Source organism: Bradyrhizobium sp. TM233 (genome assembly GCF_036247965.1).
GTDB lineage: Bacteria > Pseudomonadota > Alphaproteobacteria > Rhizobiales > Xanthobacteraceae > Bradyrhizobium > Bradyrhizobium ottawaense.
The window spans coordinates 454,377-481,204 of sequence record NZ_BTIG01000003.1 but is presented as its reverse complement, the minus strand read 5'-3'; the positions used below and the strand labels follow the sequence as shown (position 1 = coordinate 481,204).

The following is a 26,828-nucleotide window of genomic DNA, read 5'->3' as shown; positions in this document are numbered from 1 at the left end:
CTTACTTGGCTTGAGCTTGCGAGACGCGAGCTTGCGGGATCTGGGCTTCTGCGATCTGGGCCGGCGACGCGGGGGCCTGCACCAGGTTCCGGAGGAGGGCTGCAGTGTCGACGGGGGCGGGCGCCTCATCGCGCTTGAGCGAGGAGGTCTGCTCGACCGCGGGCGCCATCGGCGCGGATTGGCTCGCGCCCTGGATCGTCACCTGGCCGCGGCCGGTGACGACACCGGTCAGCGTCCGCTTGGATTGCACATTGAGCACGCTGACGGTGTCGCCCTCGGCGCCGCTCTCGATCGCCTTGCCGCGCGAGGTGAGATAGAGGCCGGGCACCTGGTAGATGATGGTGACGTTCTGGTCACGCACCACGAAGTCGGGCTTGACGATGTCGGCGGCACGGAGCGGGGTGCCCGCGCGCATCGGCCGGCGCAGCTGCATGCCGACGCTGCGGTCGCGCGAGGCGGGCTCGCCGGTGACCTCGGCCTTCGGCCGGCGCTCCAGTGCGACGTCGGAGGACTTCAAGAGATCGAGACGCTCGATGTCGCGCGTCAGCACGGCCACTTCCACCGTCTCGATCGCGGTCCCGGTGAAGCGCAGCTTGGTCGGCGCCGGATTGCTGTCGTTGGCAATCTCGAAGGCGACGTCGAACCGGCCGCTGCGGGCGTCGTAGCGGGTTGCGACCGGCTGCAGCGCGCCGGAGTTGGAGGCGTCCAGCCGCATCTCGGCGACGCCGCGGTCGAAGGTGACGGTGATGTTGGCGGCGTCCCCGAGGCCGAACCGGCGCTCGAGCGCCGAGGCGACCGCGGTTTCGAGATCCTTGTTCGCCAGCGTGCGGGCGAGGCGGGTGACCTGGACCTCCTTGAGGTCGCCGGTCATCACGCCGATCACCTGCTTTGCGCGGAGCACCGACAGCACCTGCGCGACCGTCAGCGTGCCGGTGGTGCCGAGATCGGGCGAGCGGTAGACCGGGATCAGCGCGGCCGATCCGGCATTGTCGATGAGATCGCCGACCCTCACCACGTCCGAGGTCACGGTGACGCTCGCGCGCAGCGTCGGCGAGGCGATGAAATCGTCGGCGGCCGCTGCCGGCAGGGCCAGCGCGAGCAGGGCGGTGATGGTGGCGAAGGTGGTGCGGATCATCGTCATCACCTCAGCGGAACAGCGCCGTGGTCGATTGCATCATCTGGTCGGCGGCGCTGATCACCTTGGCGTTCATCTCGTAGGCGCGCTGGGCGGCGATCAGGTCGCTCATCTCCGAGACGACGTCGACATTGGCCTGCTCGAGGCTGCCCTGGGTGATCTTGCCGTAGCCCTCGGAGTTCGCGGTGCCGTCCTGCGGCGGGCCGGACGAGGGGGTCTCGGTGAACTGGTTGCTGCCGACCGGCTGCAGGCCCGCCTTGTTGATGAAGCGGGTCACGCCGATCTGGCCGACGATCGAGGAGGTCGACGAGCCCGGCAGCGTCACCGAGACCTGGCCCTGCTCGCTCACAGATATGCCGGACGCGTTGTTCGGGATCGTGATGGTCGGCTGCACCGGGTTGCCCTGGGCGGTGACGACGCGGCCCTGATTGTCCATCTGGAAGGTGCCGTCGCGAGTGTACTGGTAGGTGCCGTCGGGCATCAGGATCTTGAAAAAGCCTTCGCCGGACATCGCGAGGTCGAGATCGTTGCCGGTCTGCGACAGCGTGCCCTGCGTCATGCTGCGCGGCGTGCCGACGGTCTTGACGCCGCCGCCGATGTCGACGCCGACGGGCAGGATGGTGCCCTGGTCCGAGGCCTGCGCGCCGACGCGGCGCACGTGCTCGTAGATCAGGTCCTGGAACGCCGCGGTCTGCTTCTTGAAGCCGGTGGTGCGCAGGTTGGCGATGTTGTTGGAGATCACCTGAACGTTGAGTTCCTGTGCCGCCATTCCGGTCGCTGCGGTGTGAAGCGCCTGCATGTCAGTTCTCCCTCAATCAGGCCGGAACGTCGGCGAGCTTTTCGATCGCCGATTTGTGGAGGTCGCTCTGCTGCTGGAGCAGGTTGGCGATGGCGGTGTAGCTGCGCATGACTTCGACCATGCGGGTCATCTCGCCGACCGAATTCACGTTCGACTTCTCGACATAGCCCTGGCGCACGCTGGATTTGGCATCGGGCTGCTGGGTGGCGGAGCCGGCGGCATAGAGGTTGGCGCCGAGCTTGGTCAGCTTGGTCGGATCGTCGAACGAGGCCATGCGGATCTTGCCGCGGATCGAATCGGTCTTGGCGGTGCCCTCGAGCACCGTGATGGTGCCGTCGGGCGCGACGTTGATGTCGTGATCGGTCGGCTGGAAGGTGATCGGGCCGCCGGTGCCGAGCACCAGATTGCCGTCGGGGGTGACAAGCTGGCCGGTGCTGTTGAGCGAGAACTTGCCGTCGCGGGTGAACATCTCGCCGCCATTGGCCTGCACCGCGAAATAGGCGTTGCCGTCGATCGCCATGTCGAGCGGGTTGTTGGTCGGCTCCATCGGCCCCTGGCCGATGTCGCGGTAGGTGCCGCGGTCCTGCACATAGGAGACCCGGCGGTCCGCGCCGATGAAATTGTCCTCACGCGCGTTCGAGTTGAGGTACTCCTCGAACAGCGAATGGTCGGCCTTGAAGCCGTTGGTGTTGGCATTGGCGACGTTGTTGGCGATGACATCCATCTGCCGCTCCAACGTCATCTGCCGTGACAAGCCGATCAGAAGCGCGTTCTGCATCGGAAATCTCCCCTGAGCGGATCTGCCATTTCGCTCTCCCAAGCGCCTTGGCGGACCCCGTGAACGAGACCGTCGGGTTCTCCCAAACCGTTCGGTCTCGGTCCTCTCTCAGCGAAAGCCGTGCCAACCTGGAAAGTTGCGTGATTTCAATGTCTTGAGGATTTTTCGGGGGTGCGGGAGGGCGGCAGAAAGGTTCTGTTAGCCATGTCTGCCCGGCAGATTTTTCCTAGTGGAGGCCCAATCGAAAGGTTCCGTTAACCATTATTACCGTAGCGTTGCCATGAAGAGGAGCGCATTGCGCTGGGGCATTTGTATCGCGTCACTGTCTGCCAGGAGGCTTTGCTCTTTCGACCCCTTTGAGAAATGAACGAGCCCGGCAACCATGGCAGAGAATGAAGCGGAAGGCGGCGCAGCCGCCGAAGGCGCGGAAGCCGCTCCGCCGAAGAACAAGCTGAAGCTCATCATCATGGCCGTCGGCCTGCTCGCCGTTCTCGGCGGCGGTGCCGCGACCTGGTTCTTCTTCTTCCGTCACGGTGACGACGAGCATCATGCCGAGGCCGCGCCTCCGCCGAAGCCGCCGTCCTTCGTCGACGTCCCCGACATCATGGTCAACCTCGCCGGCGCGCCCGGCGAGCGCGTGCAATATCTGCGGCTGAAGATCGTGCTGGAGCTGAAGGAAGAGAAGCAGATCGAGGCGATCAAGCCGACGATGCCGCGCGTCACCGACATCTTCCAGACCTATGTGCGCGAGCTGCGCCCCTCCGACCTCAACGGGTCCGCCGGCATCTTCCGCCTCAAGGAGGAGCTGACCAAGCGCGTCAACGCGGCGGTCGCCCCGGTCCAGGTCAGCGCGGTGCTGTTCAAGGAAGTCGTGATCCAGTGAAGACGCTGCGGAAGGTAATGGGCTAGCGTCATGGCCGGCAACGAGCAAATGGACCAGGATGCGATTGCCGCCCAATGGGAGGCATCGCTCGATTCCGAGGATCCCGCCGAGGCCGCCAAGGCTGCGGCCGAGAACGAGCTGTCGGAGACCATGGCCCTGCAATGGGCCGCCATGGTCGAGGACGGCAGCCGCGATCTCGGCAGCGGCAAGAATTCCGGCGAGCGGGTGCTGTCACAGGAGGAGATCGACAATCTCCTCGGCTTCACCGTCGGCGACGTCACGCTCGACGACCATTCCGGCATTCGCGCGATCATCGATTCGGCGATGGTCTCCTACGAGCGTCTGCCGATGCTCGAAATCGTCTTCGACCGCCTGGTGCGGCTGATGACGACGTCCTTGCGCAATTTCACCTCCGACAACGTCGAAGTCTCGCTCGACCGCATCACCTCGGTGCGTTTCGGCGACTACATGAACTCGATCCCGCTGCCCGCCGTCCTCACCGTCTTCAAGGCCGAGGAGTGGGAAAACTTCGGCATGGCGACGGTCGATTCCAACCTGATCTATTCGATGATCGATGTGCTGCTCGGCGGCCGCCGCGGCACCAGCCAGCTCCGCATCGAGGGCCGGCCCTACACCACGATCGAGACCGAGCTGGTCAAGCGGCTGGTCGAGGTGGTGCTGGCCGACGCCGAGCAGGCGTTCCGGCCGCTGTCGCCGGTGACCTTCACGATCGACCGGCTCGAGACCAACCCGCGTTTCGCCGCGATCAGCCGTCCGGCCAATGCCGCGATCCTGGTGCGCCTGCGCATCGACATGGAAGACCGCGGCGGCAACGTCGAGCTGCTGCTGCCTTATGCGACCATCGAGCCGATCCGGGGCGTCCTGCTCCAGATGTTCATGGGCGAAAAGTTCGGCCGTGACACGGTCTGGGAAGGCCATTTCGCCACCGAGATCAACCAGGCCGAAATCGCCGTCGATGCCGTGCTCTACGAGGCCGACGTTCCGCTCAAGCAGCTGATGCGGCTCAAGGTCGGCGACACGCTGCCGCTGGACATGCGCGCCGACGCCAACGTCACCGTGCGCTGCGGCGACGTCACGCTGACCGAGGGGCGGATGGGCCGGGTCGGCGACCGCGTCGCGATCCGCGTGACGAAACCCTTGCGCAAGCCAAGTACGACACTTGCGATGTTCGAGAAGGTGGACGAGCAGAACAAGATGATGGAGGCCCCATGAACCACTCCCTGGGAATGGCGATCGAGACGCTGGTGGCTATCCTGCTGATGCTGACGATCGTTTATTGCGTCATGCTCAACAAGCGGCTGACCCGGCTGAAGGCGGACGAGCATTCGCTGAAGGCGGTGATCGGCGAGCTGATCACCGCGACCGAGATCGCCGAGCGCGCGATCGGCGGGCTGAAGCTGGCGGTGCGCGACGTCAACGAGAACCTCGGCAGCCAGCTCGCCGCGGCGACGCAGATGTCGGACCAGCTCTACAAGCAGCTCGGCGAAGCCGACAACGTGGTGCGGCGGCTCTCCAAGATCGCGATCGCGGCGCGCCCCATGACCGGTCCGGAAACGGTCGTCGCGCCCGCGGCCAAGCCATCGACGGCGAAGGCGGTGGCGGCTGCGGCCGAAGCCTTCTCCGAGCGCCGACGATCCAACGGCCTCGCCGCATGAAGTGTGGGTATGAAGTCCTTCCGTAACATCCGCGTCATCCCGGTCGTCCTGGTTGCCGTCGCAGGCCTCGCCACGCTGAAGGTGGCGGGCCTCGTGATCAATGGCGGCTACGTCTTCGACTACAAGCCGAACCAGACCAAGAAATCCTGGGCGCAGGAGAATCTGAACTTCCCGACCGGCCGCGAGGAGCCGGAGATCATCACCGGCTCGACCCATGGCGCGCCGAAGGAGGCGCCCAAGCCCGCCGCGCCCGAGACCAAGCCGGAGGGCACCGTGGTCAAGGTCGACGAGGCCCAGCCGCAGGTCTCGGCCTCCGAGCGCGCGATCCTCGAGCGGTTGCAGGCGCGCCGCCAGGAGATCGAGGCCCGCCAGCGTGAGATCGACATCCGCGAGAGCCTGCTCAAATCGGCCGAGAAGCGCATCGAAGGCAAGGTCGAGGAGATGAAGGCGGTGGAAACCCGCATCTCCGCGACGCAGGCCGAGCAGAAGGCCGCCGAAGCCCAGCGCATGAAGGGCCTCGTGACGATGTACGAGGGCATGAAGCCCAAGGATGCCGCACGGGTGTTCGACCGGCTGGAGATGGGCGTGCTGATCGAGATCGCCTCGGCGATCGCGCCGCGCAAGATGTCGGACATCATGGGACTGATGTCGCCGGAGGCCGCCGAGAAGCTGACGGTCGAGATGGCCCGCCGCGCCAATGGCGGCGGCGATCAGTCGGCCTCGGCCGGCGAGCTGCCGAAGATCGACGGCAAGCCGACGCAAAAGCCGAATTGAGGGCGCGAGGCGAAGAGGGCCATTGCGACCTGGCGCGTTGTCGCGTGGCCAGTTCGACCGGCGCCCAGCGAGAGGCCTTGCGGGTCTAGTTCGCGAAGACCTGTTGCACCCTGCGAACAGGCGGACGCAACTGCTTCTCGACCCGAGGAAGAGTATCGACCTGCTGCTTGATCAGCGCTGCCTTTGTGACGCGAGTCACGAGCTGCAGGGTGCTATGGCAACAGGAGCACTCATATATTTTCAGGGCATATCCTCTGGCGATCGGAACGATCGCTACGACCGCTCTTGCCCTGCTACACACAATGCAACCGGCTTCTCCGCTCATTGATTACCCCCAAAGCTAACCAATGCGATTCGCATCGCCGAGGTCACATCTGATTCAGAGTCGCGCGCGAACCGCAACGCTCCGAAGGTTGTGAGTGCGCGCGCTCAGCAACTCCTCAAAGCGGCAGATCAAGCTCCCGTGGCGGATGCAGTCGAAGCTGGCGGCATCTTCTGAGACTGCGATGAGTTGACGCGCGCAGGTGTGAAGTGGCGTACAGTGGCGCCCAAGGCCCGGTCCTACGCTTTGGCCAGTCGCAATCGGCAGCGCAGGAGGAGGCCATGAACTACTCGTCCGCAGCAGAACGCGTCATCGAGGCCATCAACCGGCTGCTCATAGCGGCGATGACATCGGCGTGGACATCCGCCCTCAGCCATCAGCATGCAGCGCCGCCAGAAGACAACGACGGCAACGATGATGAATCTTCTCTCGACGAAGACGGCTCCTCGGCACCGGAAGGCGCCGGCAAGCAACATTGAAGCCGCAATCGGCTTGATGCCGTCACACGATCAGATCGTGCGACACATGGCCGTGAACGGTACCTGCCGAGAAAGGTGGATCGACATCGGACGGCGATGTTTCAGGCATGAATGCCGGCTCGGATCCATGGAATTCCCCAGCGTGCTCGTGATGACCGACGAAGTCCGAGAGATGATCCAACATCGCGCTATGCAGTGAGCCCTGCGACGCGTCATCCCGGAACTGGAACGAGTCGCCGAGCTGCTGCGGATCGGCAGGCTTTGATCCAGATGCTCCCCCGGACGGGTTGTGCTGGTCCGCCCCGCTTGAGAGCGAATGGTTGGCACCGCCGGTCGATGACTTCAGAAGGCTTGGGTTGAGACTTGGGTTGAGAGAAGTGTCTGCCGCTTCATCGTTGGTATGACCGTGGGCATGAGCCGCCTGGGCGGCGCCTCTTGGTGACGAGACGCCATCATTCCCTGCATCGCTTCCGAGCGCAAGCCCGCTACCTGCGTGCTGTCCGGCAGCGCCGTGGGCAAAATTCAGCATGGCGACGTCGGGCACCTGACCGCTTGCGGCAATCGCGCCATTCTTGCCAGCCAATGAGGCTGCGTCGAACCCGGCCGGGTTGTTGAAGACAAAGCTGGCCTCGGTGAGGGGGGCCGCGTGCTGCACGATCGGAGACAGTCCGCCGGCTGAGGGAGCTACCGCGTCGCTGCGGGGCGTTTCGATCGCGAGCGTTTGCACTTCGTCTGAACGGGAGAAGCTGGAATATTCGGTCTGTCCGGTCTGGTCCCAGTTCGGATCGAGGCTGGTGGCCGCCTCGGTTGATTGGATGGTCGAACTCCCTGCAGCGAGAAGCGTGCCGTCGCCGCTGCCGGGGTCGGACAAGTCTCCGGAACTGGTCGTCATCACGGCGGTCGCGTCACCCTGCGGCGTTGCGATGAGGTCGAGCAGTTCGCTGGCAACCGCCATCACAGGTGCCGCTGCCGGCGCCATGATGAAGTCCGAGGCGTCGATGGTTGCAATCCCCTGCAGATGAATTTCGAGCAGACTGGAATCGCCGACGTGCAGGGTCTGGTCCGTTGGATTGACGTACACGATCGTTTCATTCGCCGCACTGTCATAGAGCCAAGCGATCGTATGTGCCGGCACGGCCGTGCTGGTGGAGCTCAAGGCCAGTATGACAAATCCAAGCGCGCCAAAAGCAGTCAAGTCGATCTTGTCCGCCCCAGAGGCAAAGTCGGTGATGGTGTCGAACTGGCCGGCGCGAGAATCGGCTACGAACAAATAAGCGAAACGGTCGTTCCCATTGCTGCCAGTGAGTTGATCCGCACCAAATCCACCGGTGATGGTGTCGCCGCCGTTGTTGCCGTTGATGGTATCGCTGCCCGAGCCGCCGTAGATGGCGTCATCCCCATCATTGCCTTTGATCGTGTCGTTGCCTGAGCCGCCATAGAGAACGTCGGCCTTGCCGGTCCCATTGACCGTGTCGCTGCTGGCCCCCGCGTAGATGATCTGACCTGTGTTGCCGCCACCGGCAATGGTTTCGCTCCCCGGCGTTCCATACACGTTGGGGGGATCGGAGATCACGGCAGATCCGGTGGCCAAATTATCAAAATCGTTCGGGTCTGCGTCGCTGGCACCATGAATGGCGACGGTTACCGTCTGCGTCGTACCGTCGATGGCAGTTATCGAGAAGGTGTCGGTCAAGGTGTCGCCGACCTCGAGCGCCTGAACCACGGTGTTGTTGTTATCGAGGGTGTAAGTCCATACGCCGGCTGCGGTCATCGTGAAGGTGCCGTATCCGCCGTCACTTGCAGCCGGCGAAGGGACTGCGGTGAACGTGTTCGGAGCGTTGTCGACGTCCGTATCGGTGAGCGTGCCGGTCGCGATGGGAACGCCCGGTGAGAAAGTTCCAGCCTCTGTCACCGAGCCGGTCGCGGTGCCGGAAATGAGGGCGGCGTCGTTGCTGCCCTGAATGGTGATCGTCACCACCTGCGGCGTACCGTCGAGGGCGTTGACAGTGAAACTGTCGGTGAGCGTGCCGCCGACATTGAGCGCCTGCACCGCGCCGCTGGCGTTGTCCAAGGTGTAGGTCCACACGCCGGCGGCGGTTATCGTAAAGGTGCCATAACCATTCGTGCTTGCCTTGGGCGAACTCACCGCGGTGAAGGTATTGGACGGATTGTCGACGTCGGCGGCAAACAGCGTGCCCGTAGCGCTCGGCGCGCCGGGTGTCGCGTTGGCAACGCCTCCGGCCTCGGTCACCGAGGCGGTCGTGGTGCCGGAAACGATGGCAGCATCGTTGGCGCCATGGATGGTGATCGTTACCACTTGGGCAGTTCCGTCCAGAGTGGTCACTGTGAACGTGTCGGTCAGTGTCTCGCCGGAATTGAGCCCCTGCACCGCGCCGTTGGCATTGTCGAGCGTGTAGGTCCACACGCCCGCTGCCGTCATGGTGAAGGTGCCATAGCCGGCGGCGCTCACCGTCGGCGAGCCGACGGCCGTGAAAGCATTGGCGGTCGTGTCGACGTCGGTGTCGTTGAGGGTGCCGGTCGCGGTGGGTGTGCCGGGGTTTGCATTGGCGACGTCGCCGGCCTCGATCACCTCGCCGGTCGTCGCCCCGGAAATGATCGCGGCGTCACTGGCTCCGAGGATGGTGATCGTCACGACTTGGGCGGTTCCTCCGATCGTAGTCACTGTGAACGTGTCGGTCAGCGTCTCGCCGGCATTGAGCGCCTGCACTGCGCCGTTGGCATTGTCCAAGGTGTAGGTCCACACGCCGGCCGCCGTCATCGTGAAGGTGCCATAGCCACGGGTGCTCGTTGTTGGCGAGCTTACGGTCGTGAACGTATTGGGCGGATCGTCGACGTCGGTGTCGGAAAGGGTGCCGGTCGCAATCGGCGTGCCGGGCGTTCCATTGGCTATGCCGCCAGCCTCGATGATCGAACCGGTCGTGGTGCCGGAGATGATTGCAGCGTCGTTGACACCGTTAATGGTGATCGTAAAGGTCTGAGCGACAGAGGTGAATCCGTCGGAGACGGTGACAACGAAAGCGTCGGTCGTGGGCGCCTTCAGCGCGTTGATTGCGGCATTGTCAGGCACGAACGTATAGGCGCCGCTCGTGCTGTTGACGTAGAGGATCCCGTAGGAGCTTGTCTTCGACAGATCGTACGTCACGCCATCCAGGACCGCATTGCCGGCGCTGGCCCCGATGATGCCGAAGGTCAGATTGCCTCCGCTGTTGGTGCTACTGGCACTGAAAGCTCCTCTCGTCGCAGTGAATGTGTCAAATATCACCGTGTCGCGTTCAGTTGGCCCCGCTCCCGTGCTGAGAGTCGGAGGCAGACGTCCCAGAGGCTCGGGGATGACGAAAGGCAACACAGTCGGCAAGGTCTGCAGCGTGGGCATGTCAGTTTGAATGAAATCGATCGGCTGCGCCCGCTCGGATTTGACGAAGGGAGGCGTGCTCGAGCCGCGCGGCCCTTGCCCTTCTGCGAAATTGGCGAGCACGTCCTGTTGGGCGGCGCGCAACTCGTCCATGCGAGCCGCCGTGTTCGCGACCTGATTGACGCTGATGGTGGATCCCACCTTCTTGATGATGATCGTCTCGCCGGGATCTTCGACGATGATGCGTCGCGGGACCGGCTCCTTAGTCACGAGCTCAAATGCACCGTGCGCAAGGTCCTTGTAAGTGATGGAGTCGTCATCCAGGAATGTGACATCCGGATCCGCGGCCTCGGCATTTTGCGCGGCCGAGAAAGTCAATGCTGCAAGCGTCAGCATCCCGAAACCGCCCGCGTGGCCCCGGGCGCGAATGCCTGCAATGGGCGTATTCAGCTGCAGTGCCCCGGTTTCCGCCAGCCGGCCCGGTACGAAACTGAAGCTCCCTCGGGTCACGTCGAACAAGGCTGCAGGTGGCATGCCTTGGACGTCAAAGACGAACTCGCTCAGCACAACGTGAGTGTCGCAGGCGATGTTGAAAAGAGTACCGTCGATGAAGCAAATTGTGATCTGTCCGTCGGCATCGGTCTCCAGCACGTCACCCCGGCAGATCGGCGCACCAGCTACCGCCCGTGTGGCGGCGCCGCTCGCTGGCGTAAGCGCACAGCAACCGATCACTCTATGAATATGGCCGATGAGTTCGACGGGCGGGGCCATGGCGGCCCCGTTGTCAACATGGATGCCGGATGCAACTGACATGGCTCGACCTCCGCCAAGGGACAAGCTTTCCTGGGCGCTGGCAGCCCGAAGGCTTGCCCGCCGAAATAATCAAGTCTGATCGAGAGAGACGCATTGCGCGGGGGACAGCGCCGCGTACCGCCATTCCCGCCGTGCCCCTCCCGCCAATGTGATTAAATTGACAAACGAGACGAATTTAAACTGTGGCGCTTGCGTAGCGCTGGATATAAATTAGGTTGATTAATAAAATTAAACAACAATTATATTTATTGTGGCGGCGCTATGCGGTTCAGGAAACGGGCCGCCGATAGCGACAGGATCTTCTCAGAAAGGGGGGATCATGTGCAGACCTACGATAGCTGCTTTTGCGACCGGCCTTGTTTTGGCGCTTGCCAATTTCTCGCCGAGCGCGGCTCGAGCGCAAACCGATTTCGCCAAGCCCGCCGTCGCGGCCTCCTCATCGAAACCGATTGGGAAGGTGGTGGTAGCCACAGGCTCGGTCACGATCGAACATGCGGGCGCCGTGGTCGTTCAGGCGAATGTCTCGAGTGACCCTGGTCGGACCAACATCGGTGATCCCGTATATCTTGGTGATGTGGTGCGGACCGGGGCAGACGGGCGTGTCGGCATCAACTTCACCGACGGCAGCTCGTTCAATTTATCGAGCAACGCCCGTATGGTGTTGGATCACTATGTGTATGAGCCGGCCGGCAAGTCCAATGCGACCCTGTTCAATCTCGCCAGGGGAACGTTCACTTTTGTTGCGGGCGGTGTCGCAAAGACCGGCGACATGAAGGTCGATACTCCCGTCGCCACGCTGGGGATCCGAGGCACGACGCCGCATGTCGAGATTTCGGATGATGGGTCGGTCAAGATTTCGACCCTGATCGAAGAGGGCAAGAGTAAGCTCTTGAAGAAACCGCCGACATCGGCGGCGCCGGAGCCCGATCGAACCAGCAATCGAAGGCTCAACATCTGTCGGGGATGCTGAGAAACTTGCTTGGCCCGAAGCCGCCGTGATGCCGCAGTGCCGGCCGGGTGGGGGGACCAGGATCGGCGCTTCGTTCGCTGTCGGTGTCGGACGCTTGGTGTGGAAATGATCGCAAGAGCCAGTTTCATCAAGGCCGTGATGCTCATTCTTGTCCTTGTGCTGTCCAGTTCGTCGGGCTGGGCGCAGAAGCCGAAGAAGGGCAGCTCCCTCAAGAACGTTGAACTGTGTAACGGCTCAGACCGCGTGTCACCCGAAGCTCGGATCGATGGCTGTACGGCGTTCATAGATGCGGGCGAGGGAGCGGTGAACGGCTTCGTTGTCGCCTACAATAACAGGGGGAATGCCTATAGCGCTAAAGCCGACTACGAACGCGCGATCAAGGATTTCGTCGAAGCGACCAGGCTTGATCCGAATTATGCGAAGGCGTTCAACAACCTCGGCGTGGCCTATCTGAGAACGGGGGCGCGCGATCTGGCGATCGGCGCCTTTGAGGAGGCGCTCAAGCTCAACCCGAACTATGGCGCGGCTTTTGCCAACCGTGCGGCAGCCTACCTGCAAGGGAACGCGTACGACCGTGCAGCGCGGGACTATGACGAGGCAATTCGCCTTGATCCGAAGCTGGAGGCGGTGCGGAGCGGACGCTGTTGGACCCGAGCCGTCCTTGGCGCTTTGCAGGCTGCGCTGGAAGACTGCGATATTGCACTTCGATCGGGAGCAAACAACGCGGCAACATACGACTCGCGCGCTCTCATAAATCTGAAAATGGGGCAATTCTCCGCGGCCATGGATGACTACAACTCAGCGCTGCGGTTCGCGCCCAGGCTTGCGAGCGCGCTCTACGGCCGAGGGATTGCCAGATTCAAGCTCGGCGACACAGATGGTGGCCGTAGCGATATCGAGGCGGCCAGAAGGATCGACGCTGGAATCGACGAAGCCTTTGTCCGCTATGGGGTGCCGGTGACGGGACTGCCCAGCCGCGACAGCACCCTTTTGCAGGTGTTAACGAATCCTTAACCATCGGCGTCTCACATTCAAATCCGGAGGATCCGCCCACGCTCGATGCGACACGGCGTGCTGCCTCCAAGGCAAATCAAGATATAGCATTAACAAGTCCTTAATTGGCGCGACCTACAGTCGACGGCATGGGCCGGCCAGAATGCCGGCATGGACCGCCGAACCGGAAGAAATGCCGCCAATGGCGCGAAAGGCTGCCGCTGGATTTGTGTCGCGAGCCCGCGCTCTGGCGCCGGAGCTGTCGCGTCATGTCCGCGTGCTGGCGGTCTGCCTGCTGATCGGTCTCGGTGCGCCTGCCCGGGCGGCCGATCCAATCAGGGGCGAGGCGAGCTTTTCGGCCGGCGGCGGCTTTGCCCGGCTCGTCATCAAGCTCGGCGAGGACGTTCCCTCCGAGGTGACGACCGCTGGCTCCATCCTCATCATTCGCTTCGACCGGGCGGTCGACGTTCCCGTCGACCGCGTTCCCGAAGGCGCGCCCGATTACGTCAACTCCGCGCGCCGCGATCCCGATGGCGGCGCCATCCGCCTGTCGCTGGCACGCCGCGTCACCGTCAACACCATGAATGCCGGCGAGCGCACCTTCGTCGACCTGTTGCCGGAGGGCTGGAAGGGGCCGCCGCCGAGCCTGCCGATGGACGTGGTCAAGGAGCTCGCCGAGCGCGCCCGCGTGGCCGAGCGCGCGCTGCGCGCCCAGCGCGCCGCGGCCGAGACCAAGAAGCGTCCGCAGATCCGCGTGCGGGCCTCGGTGCAGCCGACCTTCGTGCGCTTCGTGTTCGAGATGCCCGACGGCGTCGGCGTCTCCTCCGTGCTCAACGAGCAGAAGCTCACGCTCGCTTTCAACGCCAACCTCAATTTCGATCTGGCAGACGCGGTCGTCGCGGCGCCGCCGAACGTCGCCTCGATCAAGCAGAAGGCCGACATCGACCAGACCAATGTCGAGATCGCGCTGATCGGCGATTCCGACGTGCATTCGTTCCGCGACGAGAAGAACTACGTGGTCGACGTCTCTTTCCAGCCCGACAAGGGCAAGACGGCGGCAACGCCCGAGGCGGCGATCGCGCAGATGAAGCCTGCCGGTCACGGACCGGCGCCGTCACCCGACAAGCCCGCGGCCGAGAAGCCGAAGGACGCCCATCGCGAGATCGCGCCGCCGACCTCCGAGACGATCGCGCGCGAGGCCAAGATCGAGGTCAAGCCCGACGCCAAGCCCGAGGTGAAGCCGGAAGCGCCCGCCGCGATGCCGTCGGCTGAAGTGCCGAAGCCGGCGCCGGCTCCCGTGACTGAGGCCGCGCACGCTCCGGAAGCGTCCAAGGAGATTGCCAAGGAAGCTGCGAAGGAAGCTCCGAAGGAAATTGCGAAGCCCGCGCCGCCGGTTTCCGAAGCCGCGGCCGCGCCTGCCAAGCCGGTGCCTGCCGAAGCGCAGAAAGAGGCCGTGAAGGAGCCGGTCAAGGAAGCCGCCAAGGCTGCGCCGGCCGAGCCGGCCGCGCCACAGCCCACGATCGCCAGCGTCGATGCGCGCCGCGACAGCGACGGCCTGCGCGTGACGTTCCCGCTTCAGGTCGCAACACCGGCGGCGGCGTTCCGCCGCGGCGACACGGTGTGGCTGGTGTTCGATACGCCGAAGCCGATCGACGTCGAGCCGATCCGTGCCAAGGGCGGGGCGATGATCGGCGAGGTCGGCCGCATCCCGCTCGACAAGGGCCAGGCGGTGCGCATCCGTCTCACCCGCCCGCTGGTCTACTCGCTGGCGAGCGAGGAGGTCGGCAAGGAGACCAACTGGCTCCTGACGCTCGCCGACAAGATCCAGTCGACGCCGCTACCGCTGATGATGTCGCGCAACATCACCGACCCCGCGCTCGCCAACATCGCCATCCCCTTCGCCAATCCAGGCCTGCTGCACAAGCTCACCGATCCCGATGCCGGCGACACGCTCTATGTCGTCACCGCGCAGCGGCCGGTGCGCGGCTTCATCAAGCGGCAGGACCTCGTCGATCTCTCGCTGCTGGAGTCGGCGCACGGCATCGCGATCCGGCCGAATTCCGACGAGGTCGGCGTCGAGGTCGGCGCCGACAAGGTGATCCTGGGCAAGAAGGGCGGACTGACGCTGTCGCCGGTCGACATCTCGGCCGAGCGGGCGCCGACCGCGGTGCGTCCGGTGTTCAGCCCCGAAGGCTGGCGCAAGGGCCAGTCGGACAACTTCGTGGCACGCCAGAGCGAGCTGATGACGGCGATCTCGGCCGTCGAGCCCGCGCTGCGTTCCCTGCCGCGGCTCGATCTCGCGCAGTTCTACATGTCGCGCGCGATGTATCACGAGGCCAAGGCCGTGACCGAGCTGATGTTGAGCGATCCGCTCAACAAGGAGGAGAGCGGCGCGCTGATCATGCATGCGATCGCCAGCATCCTGATCGGCCGGCCGGCGCAGGGCCTGAAGGACCTCGCCAATCCCGTGATCGGCAACAGCCACGATTCCCAGCTCTGGAAGGCGCTCGCCTATGCGCGCCAGGGGAAATGGGCCGACGCGCGCGAGAAGTTCAAGAACGTCGAATTCGCCATCGCCTCGCTGCCGCTCGACATCCAGCGCATCGTGACGATGGACGCGATGCGCGCCTCGCTCGAGGTGAAGGACTATGCCGGCGCCTCCAAGCGACGCAGCGAGCTCGAGGTGGTCGGCGTCTCGCCCGAGGCCGCACCCGGCTTCGCCGTGCTGCGCGGCCGGCTCGCCGAGGCGCTCGGTCACGACAAGGACGCGCTCGACGACTACAAGTTCGCGGTCGCCTCGGCCGATCGGCCGGCTGCGGCCGAGGCCAAGCAGCTCGAGGTCGCGCTGCGGCAGAAGCGCGACGAGATCAGCAAGGAAGACGCGCTGCGCGAGCTCGAGACCCTGTCCATGACCTGGCGCGGCGACGCGATCGAGGTCAAGACGCTCCAGATGCTGTCGCAGATGTTCGCCGAGAACGGGCGCTACCGCGATGCGCTCACCGCGGCGCGCACCGCGACGAGGCTGCAGCCGAACGCCGAGGCCTCGCGCCAGGCGCAGGATCTCGCCTCGGACCTGTTCACGAAGATCTTCCTGGGACCGAAGGGCGACGAGCTGCCGCCGGTCGAGGCGCTCGGGATGTTCTACGAATTCCGCGAGCTGACGCCGATCGGCCGGCGCGGCGACGAGCTGATCCGCCGTCTCGCCGACCGTCTCGCCTCGATCGACCTGCTCGACCAGGCCGCCGAGCTGCTGCAATACCAGGTCGACCACCGGCTCGAAGGCGCCGCGCGCGCCCAGGTCGCCGCGCGCCTGTCCATGATCTATCTGGCCAACCGCAAGCCCGACATGGCGATCACCGCGCTGCGCGCGAGCCGCATCAGCGATCTCTCCGGCGAGCTCAGGCAGCAGCGCCTGCTGCTTGAAGCGCGCGCGCAGAGCGACGTCGGCCGTCACGATCTCGCGCTCGACATCGTCTCCAACGTCTCCGGGCGCGAAGTGCTGCGCCTGCGCTCCGACATCTTCTGGGCGGCACGGCGCTGGCGCGAATCCGCCGAGCAGATCGAGCTCTATTACGGCGAGCGCTTCCGCGACTTCAAGCCGCTCAACGCGGTGGAGAAGAGCGACATCATCCGCGCCGCCGTCGGCTATGCGCTCGCCGACGACTCGATCGGCCTGTCGCGCTTCCGCGAGAAATACGCGCCGCTGATGAGCGAGAGCGCCGACCGTCTCGCCTTCGATATCGCCAGCAAGCCGGCCGCGGCCTCCAGCGCCGAATTCGCCGAGATCGCCAAGCTGGCTGCCAGCGTCGATACGCTCGACGGCTTCCTGCGCGAGATGAAGCAGCGCTTCCCCGACGCCACTGCCCGTGCCCCGCAGGCCAAGGAAGAAGCCGACCACACCGGCTCGCTGCCGACGATTCCCGTCGTGCGACAGATCAGGATGACGCGGTAGCCCGCGCGAAGCGCGCGCCCCGTGACGGCTCGGCATTCTCCGTCATTGCGAGCGCAGTGACTTGTCCGCCGAAGCCGGAAGCAATCCAGAGTCTTTCCGCGGTTCGTCGCGAAGGGCTCCTCGCAATGACGGGGAGGAGGCGGAGGCTGTCGCGGGAGGCGGAGGGGATGCATCGCCTCAAGCTCGCCTCACCCCCCGTAACTCTGCACCAGGCTTCCCGCCACAAGCGACCAGCCGTCGACCAGAACGAAGAAGATCAGCTTGAACGGCAGCGAGATCGTTGCCGGCGGCAGCATCATCATGCCCATCGACATCAGCACCGAGGCGACGACGAGGTCGATGATCAGGAAGGGCAGGAACAACAGGAAGCCGATCTCGAAGGCGCGCTTCAGCTCGGAGATCATGAAGGCGGGGACGAGGATGCGTAAGCCGAGATCGTCGGGGGTGGCCGGCGGCGCCTCGCCCGAGAGATCCAGGAACAGCTTGAGGTCCTTCTCGCGCACGTTCTTCTGCATGAAGCCGCGCAAGGGAACGGAGGCGCGCTGGAGCGCGTCCTCGACGCCGATCTGGTTGGCGACCAGCGGGCGGATGCCGTCGTCGTAGGATTTTTGCAGGACCGGCCCCATCACGAAGAAGGTGAGGAACATCGCCAGCGCGATGATCACCGAGTTCGGCGGCGCGGTCGCCGTGCCCATCGCGGTGCGCAGCAGCGACAGCACCACCACGATGCGCGTGAACGACGTCATCATGATCAGGATCGACGGTGCGATCGACAGCACGGTGAGCAGGGCGATCAGCTGGATCGCGCGCTCGGTGACGCCGCCGCCGCCAGCGCCGCCGCCGAGATTGATGCTGATGTCCTGCGCATGCGCCGGCATCGCCGCCGATGCCGCGCCGATCAGGACAGAAAGGAAAACAACTCTACGCGGAAGGGACGGCAGCCTCACGAAGACGGCTTCGGACGGCCGAGCAGGGAGGCCATCTCGTCTTCGAGATTTTCAAAGCTGGTCTTTTCCGCGGCCGGTTTTGCGGGCGGGGCCGGTGGTGCCGGCGGCTCGCTGCGTGCGGCGCGGGGCGGCGGCGCAGGCGGTTCTGGCGCAACCGGAGGCGCGACCGTCTCGCCGGCCGGCCGACGCAGGGCAGCCTCCAGCCGCTGCGCCATTTCGGCGAGATTCTGCTCGGCGCTGGAGGGGGCCGCGGCGGGAGCCGGCGGAACGGGGGGAGCCTGCGGCACGGGCGGAGGCGGCGGCGGGGCAGCGGCGCGCTCGGCGCGCACCGGCGGCATCTTCGGCGGCTCACTCTGGCGCGGTGGCCGCGGCATCAGCGGCGGCTCGCTGCGCGGAACGCGCGGCGGCAGCGGCTCGGGCCGCGGTTCGCGCTCGGGGCGCGGCGCGATCGGCTCGGCCGTAAAGCCGGCGAGGGGATCGCTGCGGCGTTCGGCCAGCGCTGGAGCGGGCCGGCGCACCTCGTCGGCGAAGGACGGGCGCGCAGGCCGCGGCGGCGGTTCGGGCATTTGCGGCTCGGGATGATCGAGCAGCTCGGGCCGCGGTGCTTCGTCGGCCCAGCCGCTGGTATCCGGCATGGGCGCGAGCCGCGGCGGTTCCGCGGCGTTCGGACGCTGCGGAAGCTGGTCGCGGCCGGGCGCGGCGCGAACGATATTGGGCTCGACGACGATATCGGTCGGCCCGCCGATCATCAGGAGATGCTCGACATTGTCACGCCGGACCAGCACCAGGCGGCGCCGACCGTCGACCGCGGCAGCGTCGATCACCGCGAGCCGGGGCATCCTGCCGCGCTGGGTGTTGGCGCCGACCCGGCTGCCGGCGAATCGGCGAACCAGCCAGGCAGCGACGCCGATCAACGCCAGGACGACGATGAACGCGACGATGAAGGTGATAGGGCTGCCTTGCATACTTGTCCCCGACAAATGGCGCTGTTCTCGTGCCCATGGTCAGACGCGCCAACCACTGGCCTACGATGCCCCAAACTGCGATCTCTTAACGTCCCACGGCAAGTTTTGCCGTCCCCAACTCTTAATAACCTATGAATCGCTCGATCCAAAACGACTTCTTGGCCTGTGCATGCGCCGCCAAATGGTTGGGTTAATGCCACTTTTGGAGACGTAGAATCACGGGGGCGCAAAATAGTGTCCCGCTCGGGGACACGCCTCGAGGGCGTCCTTAACCAGCTGTTAACCATACACGCGGCAAATTCTGCCTAGCTGCGGACCTCAAGGTTCGCAACAGGCGGAAGGAGCCGCGACGATGTCCATCAACGACCTCCCGGTACTGTCGGCGCTTCGCACCAAGATGCAGTGGCACCAGGAACGCCAGCGGGTCCTGTCCGAGAACGTCTCCAATTCCGACACGCCCAAATTCCGGCCGCGCGACCTGGTCGAGCCCAAGCTCGACAAGTCCGGGGCCGTCACCGGCTCGATGGGCCCCCTCGCGCTCGCCCGCACCAGCGGTTCTCACATGACGCCGTCCGGGGCTGCGTCCGGATTCGACCAGAACAAGAATGCGGGTTTTGAGACCCGCCCTGCGGGCAACGCCGTCAATCTCGAAGAGGAGATGATGAAGGCCGCCAGCAACCAGATGGACTACGCGGCGGCGACCTCGCTCTATTCGAAGAGCCTGCATCTGCTCAAGACCGCGATCGGCAAGGGTTAGAGCATGATCCGGAAACAGAACAGCTAGAGGAGGCGCATCATGGCCAATGACAGCAGCGACTTTGCCCGCTCGATGGCGATCGCGACCTCTGGTCTGCGGGCGCAAGCCGGCCGCATGCGGGTGATCTCGGAAAACATCGCGAACGCGGATTCGACCTCGCAGACCGCAGGCGGCGATCCCTACCGGCGCAAGGTTCCGACCTTCTCCTCGGCGCTCGACCGCAGCCTCGACGCGCAGGTCGTCACCCTCGGCAGGATCAAGCCCGACCAGTCGAACTTCCGCGTCAAATACGAGCCGAGCAATCCGGTCGCGGACGCCAGCGGCAACGTCAAATATCCCAACGTGAACTCGGTGGTCGAGATGACCGACATGCGCGATGCGCAGCGGTCCTACGAGGCCAATCTCAACATCATCAGTGCGACGCGCCGGATGATCCAGCGCACGCTCGACATCCTCAAGAGCTGAACAGGACAATTGAGCCATGGCATCACCGACAATCGCCGCCAATGCTTACGCCAACCTCGCCCGGGTGCTGGAGAACAGCGGTGCCGGCAAAGGCACCGAGGCCGGCGGGCAATCCTTTGCCTCGATGCTGAAGGACGCCGTCGGCAGCGTCATGGAGTCCGGCCGCAAGTCGGACGCACAGACGGTGGCGATGGCCTCCGGCAAGGCCAACGTGATGGACGTGGTGACGGCGGTGGCAGACACCGACGTCGCGGTGTCCACGCTGGTCTCGGTCCGCGACCGCGTGATCGCGGCGTATGAAGACATCATGAAGATGCCGATCTGACGCGCACTGTCATTCCGGGGCGCGACGAAGTCGTGAGCCCGGAATCCATGGTGCGATCAATGCTGCGGCCCGATGGATTCCGGGTTCTCGCTTCGCGAGCCCCGGAATGACGACAAACAATTCAGAGTAGGAATTCAAATGACCGGCCCCGAAACCCTCGACGTCGCGCGCGATGCGATCTGGACGATCGTGATCGTGTCCTCCCCCCTGATGGTGGTCGGTCTGGTGGTCGGCGTCATCGTGTCGCTGTTCCAGGCGCTGACGCAGATCCAGGAACAGACGCTGATCTACGTGCCGAAGATCCTCGCCATCTTTGCCACGATGCTGCTGGCGCTGCCCTTCATGGCCGACGCGCTCCATTCCCACATGCTGCGGATCTCGTCGCGAATCATCGGCGGCTGAGGCACAATGCGTGAATTATGCGCATCGACGTCTCGCTGCTGCCGGCGCTCGCCGCTTCCTTCATGCTCGCCTTCGCCCGGGTCGGCGCGATGGTGATGCTGTTGCCGGGGCTGGGCGAGACCAACATTCCGACGCGGATCAAGCTGTCGATCGCGCTGCTGCTCACGCTGATCATCCTGCCGCTGCATCGCAATGCCTACCAGGTCGACATGGGCTCGCTCGCGCCGCTCCTGGTCCTGATGCTGCATGAGATCGCGATCGGAATCGTGCTGGGCGCCACCGCGCGCGTGACGCTGTCGGCACTCCAGGTCGCAGGATCGGTGATCGCCCAGCAGATGGGGCTCGGTTTCGTCACCTCGGTCGACCCGACGCAGGGCCAGCAGGGCGTGCTGGTCGGCAACTTCCTGACCATGCTCGGGGTGACGCTGCTGTTCGCCACCGACAGCCATCATCTGGTGATCGCGGCGCTGAACGACAGCTACACGATCTTCTCGCCGGGCGAGACCGTGTCGAGCGGCGATGTGGCCGCGCTCGCGACGCGCGCCTTCTCCGCCGCGTTTCGCCTCGGCCTGCAGCTCTCGGGACCGTTTCTGGTGTTCGGCCTGGTCTTCAACATCGGGCTCGGGGTGCTGGCGCGGCTGATGCCGCAGATGCAGGTCTATTTCGTCGGTGTGCCGCTCTCGATCTTCGCGGGCTTCCTCGTGCTTGCCGTGGTGCTCACGGCGATGATGGGCACGTACCTGGATTACTTCATCGGTGTCATGCACCAGTTGATGCCGCTGAGGCCACGGTAGATCGATGGCAGAAGACAAGGACCCAGAGAGTCAAACAGAAGACCCGACGCAAAAGCGCCTGGACGACGCGCTCGAACGCGGCGACGTCGCCAAGAGCCAGGAGATCAACACCTGGTTCATGATGGCGGGCGGCACGCTCGTGGTCTCGACCTTCTCGGGCTCGGTGGGCAGCGGGCTGCTGACGCCGATGCGCAACCTGCTCGCCAATTCCTGGATGATCAAGACTGACGGCAAGGCCCTGCTCGCGCTGATGCAGCAGATCGAATTCGCCCTGCTCGCGGCGATCGGCGTGCCTCTGATGATGCTGATGCTGGCGGCGATCGCCGGCAACATGCTGCAGCACCGCCTGGTCTGGTCGGCCGAATCCCTGACGCCGAAATTCAGCAAGATCTCGCCCGGCGCCGGCTTCAAGCGCATCTTCGGCAAGCAGGCGGCGGCCAATTTTCTCAAAGGCATCGGCAAGCTCGTGCTGCTCGGCGTGGTCATGACCATGATCCTGTGGCCGGAGCGGCATCGCATGGAAGCGATGGTCAGGCTCGATCCGGCGGCCATGCTCGGCGCCAGCACCAGCATGACGGTCCATCTGCTCGGTGCGGTGGTCGCGGCGCTCGCGATCGTCGCCATCGCCGACTATTTCTTCCAGTACCGTAGCTGGTTCCAGCGGCAGAAGATGTCGCTCCAGGAGATCAAGGAAGAGTTCAAGCAGTCCGAAGGCGATCCGCACATCAAGGGCAAGATCCGGCAACTCCGCCAGCAGCGCGCCAAGAAGCGCATGATGGCGGCGGTTCCCAAGGCCTCGGTGATCATCACCAACCCGACCCACTATTCGGTGGCGCTGTCTTATGAGCGCGGCATGTCGGCCCCGATCTGCGTCGCCAAGGGCGTCGATAACGTCGCCTTCAAGATCCGGGAGATCGCGCGCGAGCACGACATCCCGATCGTGGAGAACGTGCCGCTCGCCCGCGCGCTCTACGCCACCGTCGAGATCGACCAGGAAATCCCGACCGAGCACTACCATGCGGTCGCCGAAGTCATCGGCTACGTCATGCGGCTGAAGCGCGGATTCGGCGCCGGGCGCGGATAAAACACCCGAAAAGTACCGGAAATGGCCGTAATCTGGGAATCAGCGTACCTTTCGCCCCCGCTGCCCTTGCACCTCAGGGTCCGATTCAGGCAGGGAGGACCCCACGCGCCACGTAGCGCGTTGATTCTCTGCCGACAGGCTGCGCCAGCTCGAGAATGACCGCCGAGACCGACCACGACCTCACCCGCGAGCCCGTTGCGACGCACGAGCCGTCGCCGCGCTCGGGCAGCATTGCGCTGGTGCTGCTGGTGGCCGCCGGCCTCGTCGCCGTCGCCGTCGGGCTGATGACGCTCGGGCGCGCGCAGGCGCAGCCCTATATCCTCGGCATCCTTGCCGTGCTGGCCATGGTCGGCCTGTTCAACCTGTTCGCCTTCGCCGCCGGGATCATCCGCTTCGCCGACCGCAGTCTCGATGATCCAGTCGTGGGGCGGATCGCCGATCATGGCTTCGACGGGCTTGCGGTCACCGATGCCCGCGGCCACGTGGTCTATTCCAACGCCGCCTATCTGACGTTGACGGGCGCGACCGGGCCGCAGGACGTGCGCCCGGTCGAGCGTGTCTTCATCGGCAACCCCGACGTCTCCGAAGCCGTGTTCCGCCTGCTCAAGGCCGCGCGCGAAGGCAAGCGGCAGCAGGAAGAGGTCCGCATCTCCGGCCAGGACGGCAGCCAGGGCCGCTGGCTGCGCATGCGGGTGCGCCCGCTCGGAACCGGCAAGCGCGAGGCGAAATACGCGGTGTGGTCGATCGCCGACATCACGCGCGACCGCGAGCGCCAGGAGGACGTGTTCCAGGAGCTCCAGCACGCGATCGAATATCTCGACCACGCGCCGTGCGGCTTCTTCTCGGTCAATCCGGCCGGCGAGCTCGCTTACGTCAACGCGACGCTGGCGAACTGGCTCGACTACGACCTCGCCGAGATCGGCTCGGGCGGCCTCAAGCTGACCGACATCGTCTCCGGCGACGGCGCCTCACTGCTGACGTCGATCGTGGCGGTGCCGGGCGAGGTGAAGACCGAGATCTTCGACATCGACCTGCGGATGCGCACCGGCAAGACCATGCCGGTGCGGCTCTATCACAAGCTCGCCTTCGGCGCCGACGGCGCGCCGGGGCCGTCGCGCACGCTCGTCATCAGCCGCGCCCGCGACGAGCGCAGCGATCCTGACCGCGCCGCCGAAGTGCGCTTCATGCGCTTCTTCGACCATACGCCGATGGCGATCGCGACCGTCGACCGCGGCGGCAACGTGGTGCGCGCCAATGCGCGCTATGCCAAACTCGGCCAGGCGCTCGGGCTCGACAGCGCCTCCAAGTCGATCTTCCGCGCGGTCAATTCGCGCGACCGGCACCTCCTGATCGCGGCCATCAACCAGGCCGCCGACGGCCGGGCCGACATCGCCCCGGTCGAGGTGGCGCTGGAAGGCACCAAGGAGCGCTGGGGCCAGTTCTTCGTCACGCCGGTCGATGCCGCCGAGAACGAGGCGGAAGCCGCCATCGTGCACATGCTCGAGACCACCGAGCGGCGCGCGCTGGAGAACCAGATCAACCAGTCGCAGAAGATGGAGACGGTCGGCCAGCTCGCCGGCGGCATCGCCCACGACTTCAACAACGTGCTCTCCGCCATCATGATGGCGAACGACTTCCTGCTGAACGCGCACAAGCCGACCGACCCGTCGTTCCAGGACATCATGCAGATCAAGCAGAACGCCACGCGCGCCGCCACGCTGGTGCGGCAGCTGCTGGCGTTCTCGCGGCGGCAGACGCTGCGGCCGCAGGTGCTCGATCTCGGCGACGCGCTGTCCGATCTCGCCATGCTGCTGCGCCGCCTGATCGGCGAGAAGGTCAAGCACGAGACCATCCACGGCCGCGATCTCTGGCCGGTCAAGGTCGACGTCTCCCAGTTCGAGCAGGTGATCGTCAATCTCGCGGTGAACGCACGCGACGCCATGCCCGACGGCGGCAAGCTGATCATCCGCACCGCCAACGTCACCGCGGAAGAAGCGGCCAGGCTCGCCTACAAGGGCATGCCGGCCGCGGATTATGTCCGGATCGAAGTCGCCGACACCGGCACCGGCATTCCCGCCGACATCCGCGACAAGATTTTCGAGCCGTTCTTCTCGACCAAGGAAGTCGGCAAAGGCACCGGACTCGGCCTTTCCACGGTCTACGGCATTGTCAAGCAGACCGGCGGCTTCATCTACGTCGATTCCGAGCCGGGCCAGGGCACCTCGTTCCACATCTTCCTGCCGCGTCACCACGCCGAGCCTGAAGCGCAGGTCGAGCAGCCGGCGGCTGTGGTCAGCGCGACCAGCGGCGCCGGAAAGGACGCCGCGGCGGCCGAGGCCAAGCCGCGCACCGATCTCACGGGGCAGGGCACCATCCTGCTGGTCGAGGACGAAGAGGGCCTGCGCGCGCTGAACGCACGCGGCCTGCGCTCGCGCGGCTACACCGTGGTCGAGGCCGAGAACGGCGTCGAGGCCATGGAAGTGCTGGAGGAGCAGAGCGGCGCGATCGATCTCGTCGTCTCCGACGTCGTCATGCCCGAGATGGACGGCCCGACGCTTTTGAAGGCGATGCGAGAGAAGAACCCCGACATCAAGTTCATCTTCGTCTCCGGCTATGCCGAGGACGCGTTCGAGAAGAGCCTGCCCGAAGGCCAGCAGTTCGACTTCCTGCCAAAGCCCTTCACGCTCAGCCAGCTCGTGGCGGCGGTCAAGGAGACGATGGCAAAGCAGGGGTGAGGGTAGGCGGCGCTTCCTTCTCCGTCATTGCGAGCGTAGCGACTTGTCCGCCGAAGCCTTGGCGAAGGCGGAAGCAATCCAGACTGCATCTGCGGACAGAGCCTGGATTGCTTCGTCGCAAGCGCTCCTCGCAATGACGCGGTGAGAGAGCCGCGCTCGGGGAAAGAGCGGAAATCTCATCCCTACGTCGCCGGTATCCCGCGACCACGGTTCCCCGGTGCACCCTGCCAAGCCCCCGCCAAATATGGGCTTTTGCCCACATCCCCGCGACTGAGGGCCGCAGCCACAAGTTCCGAAACTGGCTTCACTTTTCGGGAAGTCTGCCCATCTTAAGCGCACGTCCCCATGCCGGGGATTTGGGAAACGCACATGAATTTCTCGTTACGCTCCCGCAGCCTCTTCAAGACGATCGCTGTCGTGCTGGCGCTTGCGCTGCCGACTGCGCTGGCGATCTCGTCCGCCGACGCCCGTGTCGGCGGCGGCGGCTCGTCCGGTTCACGCGGCTCGCGCACCTATTCGGCCCCGCCCTCGACCTCGACGGCGCCCGGCTCGGCCTCGCAGTTCAACCGCACCTACACCCAGCCGGGTGCAGGCATGAACTCGGCTGCTTCCGCGCCCGCGCGCGGCGGCCTGTTCGGCCGCGCCGGCGGCTTCATGGGCGGCCTTGCGGCCGGCTTCCTCGGCGCCGGCCTGCTCGGCATGCTGTTCGGCGGCGGCCTGTTCGGCGGCCTCGGCGGCCTGTCCTCGATCCTGGGCCTGATCATCCAGATCGCGCTCGTGGTGCTGGTGGTGCGGCTGGCGATGTCCTGGTGGCAGCGCCGTCACACGCCGCAGGCGGCCTATGCCAATGCCGATGCGGGCGCAGGTCCCGGACCGCAGCCGAACCAGCGCGGCGGCCTTGGTGGTGGTCTTGGTGGCTTCGGCTTCGGCGCGAACGCCAACAACGCGCCGCTCGAGATCAAACCGGACGATTACGAGGCGTTCGAGCGCCTGCTCGGCGAGATCCAGGCCGCCTGGTCGAACGAGGACGTGGCCAAGCTGCACACGTTCGCGACGCCGGAGATGGTCTCCTATTTCGAGCAGGACCTCGCCCAGAACCGCGCGCGCAACGTCGTCAACAAGGTGACGGGCGTCAAGCTGCTGCAAGGCGACCTCTCGGAAGCCTGGCGCGAAGGAGAGACCGACTACGCCACGGTGGCGCTGCGCTTCTCGCTCACCGACAAGACGCTCGACCGCAACAGCGGCACGGTCGTCGCCGGCAGCGAGCAGCCGGGCGAAGTCACCGAAGTCTGGACCTTCGCCCGCCGCCCCGGCAGCGGCTGGGAATTGTCGGCGATCCAGCAGACCAACTGATCGCAGGCACATGAGAAACCAGGGCGTCGTGCTTCCTGCACGGCGCCCTTTTCT

22 protein-coding genes are annotated in these 26,828 nt (G+C 65.2%); 16 read left to right on the top strand and 6 right to left on the bottom strand.

The window, feature by feature from the left end; genetic code table 11:
* Position 1: 1 nt before the first annotated feature.
* From flgA to flgF, 3 genes are read right to left on the bottom strand one after another with little or no spacing between them, the layout of a single operon-like run.
* Entirely contained in the window at positions 2-1,135 is a 1,134-nt protein-coding gene (gene flgA, locus AABA86_RS09455; RefSeq protein ID WP_338306537.1) for a flagellar basal body P-ring formation chaperone FlgA, read from the bottom strand.
* A 10-nt stretch (positions 1,136-1,145) separates the two neighbouring features.
* A complete protein-coding gene (gene flgG / locus AABA86_RS09450; protein WP_091965437.1) occupies positions 1,146-1,934 on the bottom strand; it encodes a flagellar basal-body rod protein FlgG in 789 nt (262 codons plus the stop codon).
* A gap of 16 nt (positions 1,935-1,950) precedes the next feature.
* On the bottom strand, positions 1,951-2,712 hold the full coding sequence (gene flgF / locus AABA86_RS09445) for a flagellar basal-body rod protein FlgF (RefSeq protein WP_212252937.1): 762 nt from the start codon (positions 2,710-2,712) through the stop codon (positions 1,951-1,953).
* 382 nt (positions 2,713-3,094) lie between these two features.
* Here flgF and fliL point away from each other — a divergent pair, with 382 nt between their 5' ends.
* The 5 genes from fliL (at position 3,095) to AABA86_RS09420 (ending at position 6,846) form a co-directional block, all read left to right on the top strand.
* Positions 3,095-3,595, top strand: a complete 501-nt coding sequence (fliL, locus tag AABA86_RS09440; RefSeq protein WP_018321851.1) for a flagellar basal body-associated protein FliL — start codon at positions 3,095-3,097, stop codon at positions 3,593-3,595.
* A gap of 30 nt (positions 3,596-3,625) precedes the next feature.
* Entirely contained in the window at positions 3,626-4,828 is a 1,203-nt protein-coding gene (fliM, locus tag AABA86_RS09435) for a flagellar motor switch protein FliM (RefSeq protein ID WP_212252935.1), read from the top strand.
* On the top strand, positions 4,825-5,271 hold the full coding sequence (locus AABA86_RS09430) for a DUF6468 domain-containing protein (RefSeq protein ID WP_028142759.1): 447 nt from the start codon (positions 4,825-4,827) through the stop codon (positions 5,269-5,271). The genes fliM and AABA86_RS09430 overlap by 4 nt, the downstream gene beginning before the upstream one ends.
* Positions 5,272-5,280: 9 nt before the next feature.
* Positions 5,281-6,045 (top strand): MotE family protein, encoded by a 765-nt coding sequence (locus AABA86_RS09425; RefSeq protein ID WP_091965441.1) that lies wholly within the window; start codon positions 5,281-5,283, stop codon positions 6,043-6,045.
* A gap of 603 nt (positions 6,046-6,648) precedes the next feature.
* On the top strand, positions 6,649-6,846 hold the full coding sequence (locus tag AABA86_RS09420) for a hypothetical protein (RefSeq protein ID WP_338306536.1): 198 nt from the start codon (positions 6,649-6,651) through the stop codon (positions 6,844-6,846).
* A gap of 22 nt (positions 6,847-6,868) precedes the next feature.
* Here the strand turns inward: AABA86_RS09420 and AABA86_RS09415 are convergent, their stop codons facing one another.
* Positions 6,869-11,032: a VCBS domain-containing protein gene (locus AABA86_RS09415; protein ID WP_338306535.1), complete on the bottom strand. Its 4,164-nt coding sequence runs from the start codon at positions 11,030-11,032 to the stop codon at positions 6,869-6,871.
* A 319-nt stretch (positions 11,033-11,351) separates the two neighbouring features.
* Here AABA86_RS09415 and AABA86_RS09410 point away from each other — a divergent pair, with 319 nt between their 5' ends.
* From AABA86_RS09410 to AABA86_RS09400, 3 genes are all read left to right on the top strand, one after another.
* Positions 11,352-12,002, top strand: a complete 651-nt coding sequence (locus AABA86_RS09410) for a FecR family protein (RefSeq protein WP_338306534.1) — start codon at positions 11,352-11,354, stop codon at positions 12,000-12,002.
* Positions 12,003-12,107: 105 nt separating this feature from the next.
* The gene (locus AABA86_RS09405) at positions 12,108-13,016 is read left to right on the top strand and encodes a tetratricopeptide repeat protein (RefSeq protein ID WP_246551017.1); all 909 of its coding nucleotides are present in this window, start codon (positions 12,108-12,110) and stop codon (positions 13,014-13,016) included.
* A gap of 181 nt (positions 13,017-13,197) precedes the next feature.
* Positions 13,198-16,947 carry a tetratricopeptide repeat protein gene (locus tag AABA86_RS09400; protein WP_338306533.1) on the top strand — a complete coding sequence of 1,250 codons (3,750 nt, stop codon included), beginning with the start codon at positions 13,198-13,200 and terminating at the stop codon, positions 16,945-16,947.
* A gap of 188 nt (positions 16,948-17,135) precedes the next feature.
* Here AABA86_RS09400 and fliP read toward each other — a convergent pair whose 3' ends face one another.
* Both fliP and AABA86_RS09390 read right to left on the bottom strand, forming a co-directional pair.
* On the bottom strand, positions 17,136-17,894 hold the full coding sequence (gene fliP, locus AABA86_RS09395; RefSeq protein ID WP_212252925.1) for a flagellar type III secretion system pore protein FliP: 759 nt from the start codon (positions 17,892-17,894) through the stop codon (positions 17,136-17,138).
* A complete protein-coding gene (locus AABA86_RS09390; RefSeq protein WP_338306532.1) occupies positions 17,891-18,859 on the bottom strand; it encodes a flagellar biosynthetic protein FliO in 969 nt (322 codons plus the stop codon). The genes fliP and AABA86_RS09390 overlap by 4 nt, the downstream gene beginning before the upstream one ends.
* A 352-nt stretch (positions 18,860-19,211) precedes the next feature.
* Here AABA86_RS09390 and flgB point away from each other — a divergent pair, with 352 nt between their 5' ends.
* From flgB to AABA86_RS09350, 8 genes are all read left to right on the top strand, one after another.
* The gene (flgB, locus tag AABA86_RS09385) at positions 19,212-19,616 is read left to right on the top strand and encodes a flagellar basal body rod protein FlgB (RefSeq protein ID WP_028142767.1); all 405 of its coding nucleotides are present in this window, start codon (positions 19,212-19,214) and stop codon (positions 19,614-19,616) included.
* A 39-nt stretch (positions 19,617-19,655) separates the two neighbouring features.
* Positions 19,656-20,081 (top strand): flagellar basal body rod protein FlgC, encoded by a 426-nt coding sequence (gene flgC / locus AABA86_RS09380; RefSeq protein ID WP_212252921.1) that lies wholly within the window; start codon positions 19,656-19,658, stop codon positions 20,079-20,081.
* A gap of 16 nt (positions 20,082-20,097) precedes the next feature.
* On the top strand, positions 20,098-20,406 hold the full coding sequence (gene fliE, locus AABA86_RS09375) for a flagellar hook-basal body complex protein FliE (RefSeq protein ID WP_212252919.1): 309 nt from the start codon (positions 20,098-20,100) through the stop codon (positions 20,404-20,406).
* A gap of 138 nt (positions 20,407-20,544) precedes the next feature.
* On the top strand, positions 20,545-20,808 hold the full coding sequence (gene fliQ / locus AABA86_RS09370; RefSeq protein ID WP_015684971.1) for a flagellar biosynthesis protein FliQ: 264 nt from the start codon (positions 20,545-20,547) through the stop codon (positions 20,806-20,808).
* Between the two features lie 17 nt (positions 20,809-20,825).
* The gene (fliR, locus tag AABA86_RS09365) at positions 20,826-21,602 is read left to right on the top strand and encodes a flagellar biosynthetic protein FliR (RefSeq protein ID WP_212252917.1); all 777 of its coding nucleotides are present in this window, start codon (positions 20,826-20,828) and stop codon (positions 21,600-21,602) included.
* Positions 21,603-21,606: 4 nt separating this feature from the next.
* Positions 21,607-22,686 carry a flagellar biosynthesis protein FlhB gene (gene flhB, locus AABA86_RS09360; RefSeq protein ID WP_338306531.1) on the top strand — a complete coding sequence of 360 codons (1,080 nt, stop codon included), beginning with the start codon at positions 21,607-21,609 and terminating at the stop codon, positions 22,684-22,686.
* A 155-nt stretch (positions 22,687-22,841) separates the two neighbouring features.
* Positions 22,842-25,421 carry a cell cycle histidine kinase CckA gene (gene cckA, locus AABA86_RS09355; protein WP_338306530.1) on the top strand — a complete coding sequence of 860 codons (2,580 nt, stop codon included), beginning with the start codon at positions 22,842-22,844 and terminating at the stop codon, positions 25,419-25,421.
* Positions 25,422-25,766: 345 nt separating this feature from the next.
* The gene (locus AABA86_RS09350; protein ID WP_212252910.1) at positions 25,767-26,774 is read left to right on the top strand and encodes a Tim44 domain-containing protein; all 1,008 of its coding nucleotides are present in this window, start codon (positions 25,767-25,769) and stop codon (positions 26,772-26,774) included.
* The last annotated feature ends 54 nt before the right edge of the window (positions 26,775-26,828 follow it).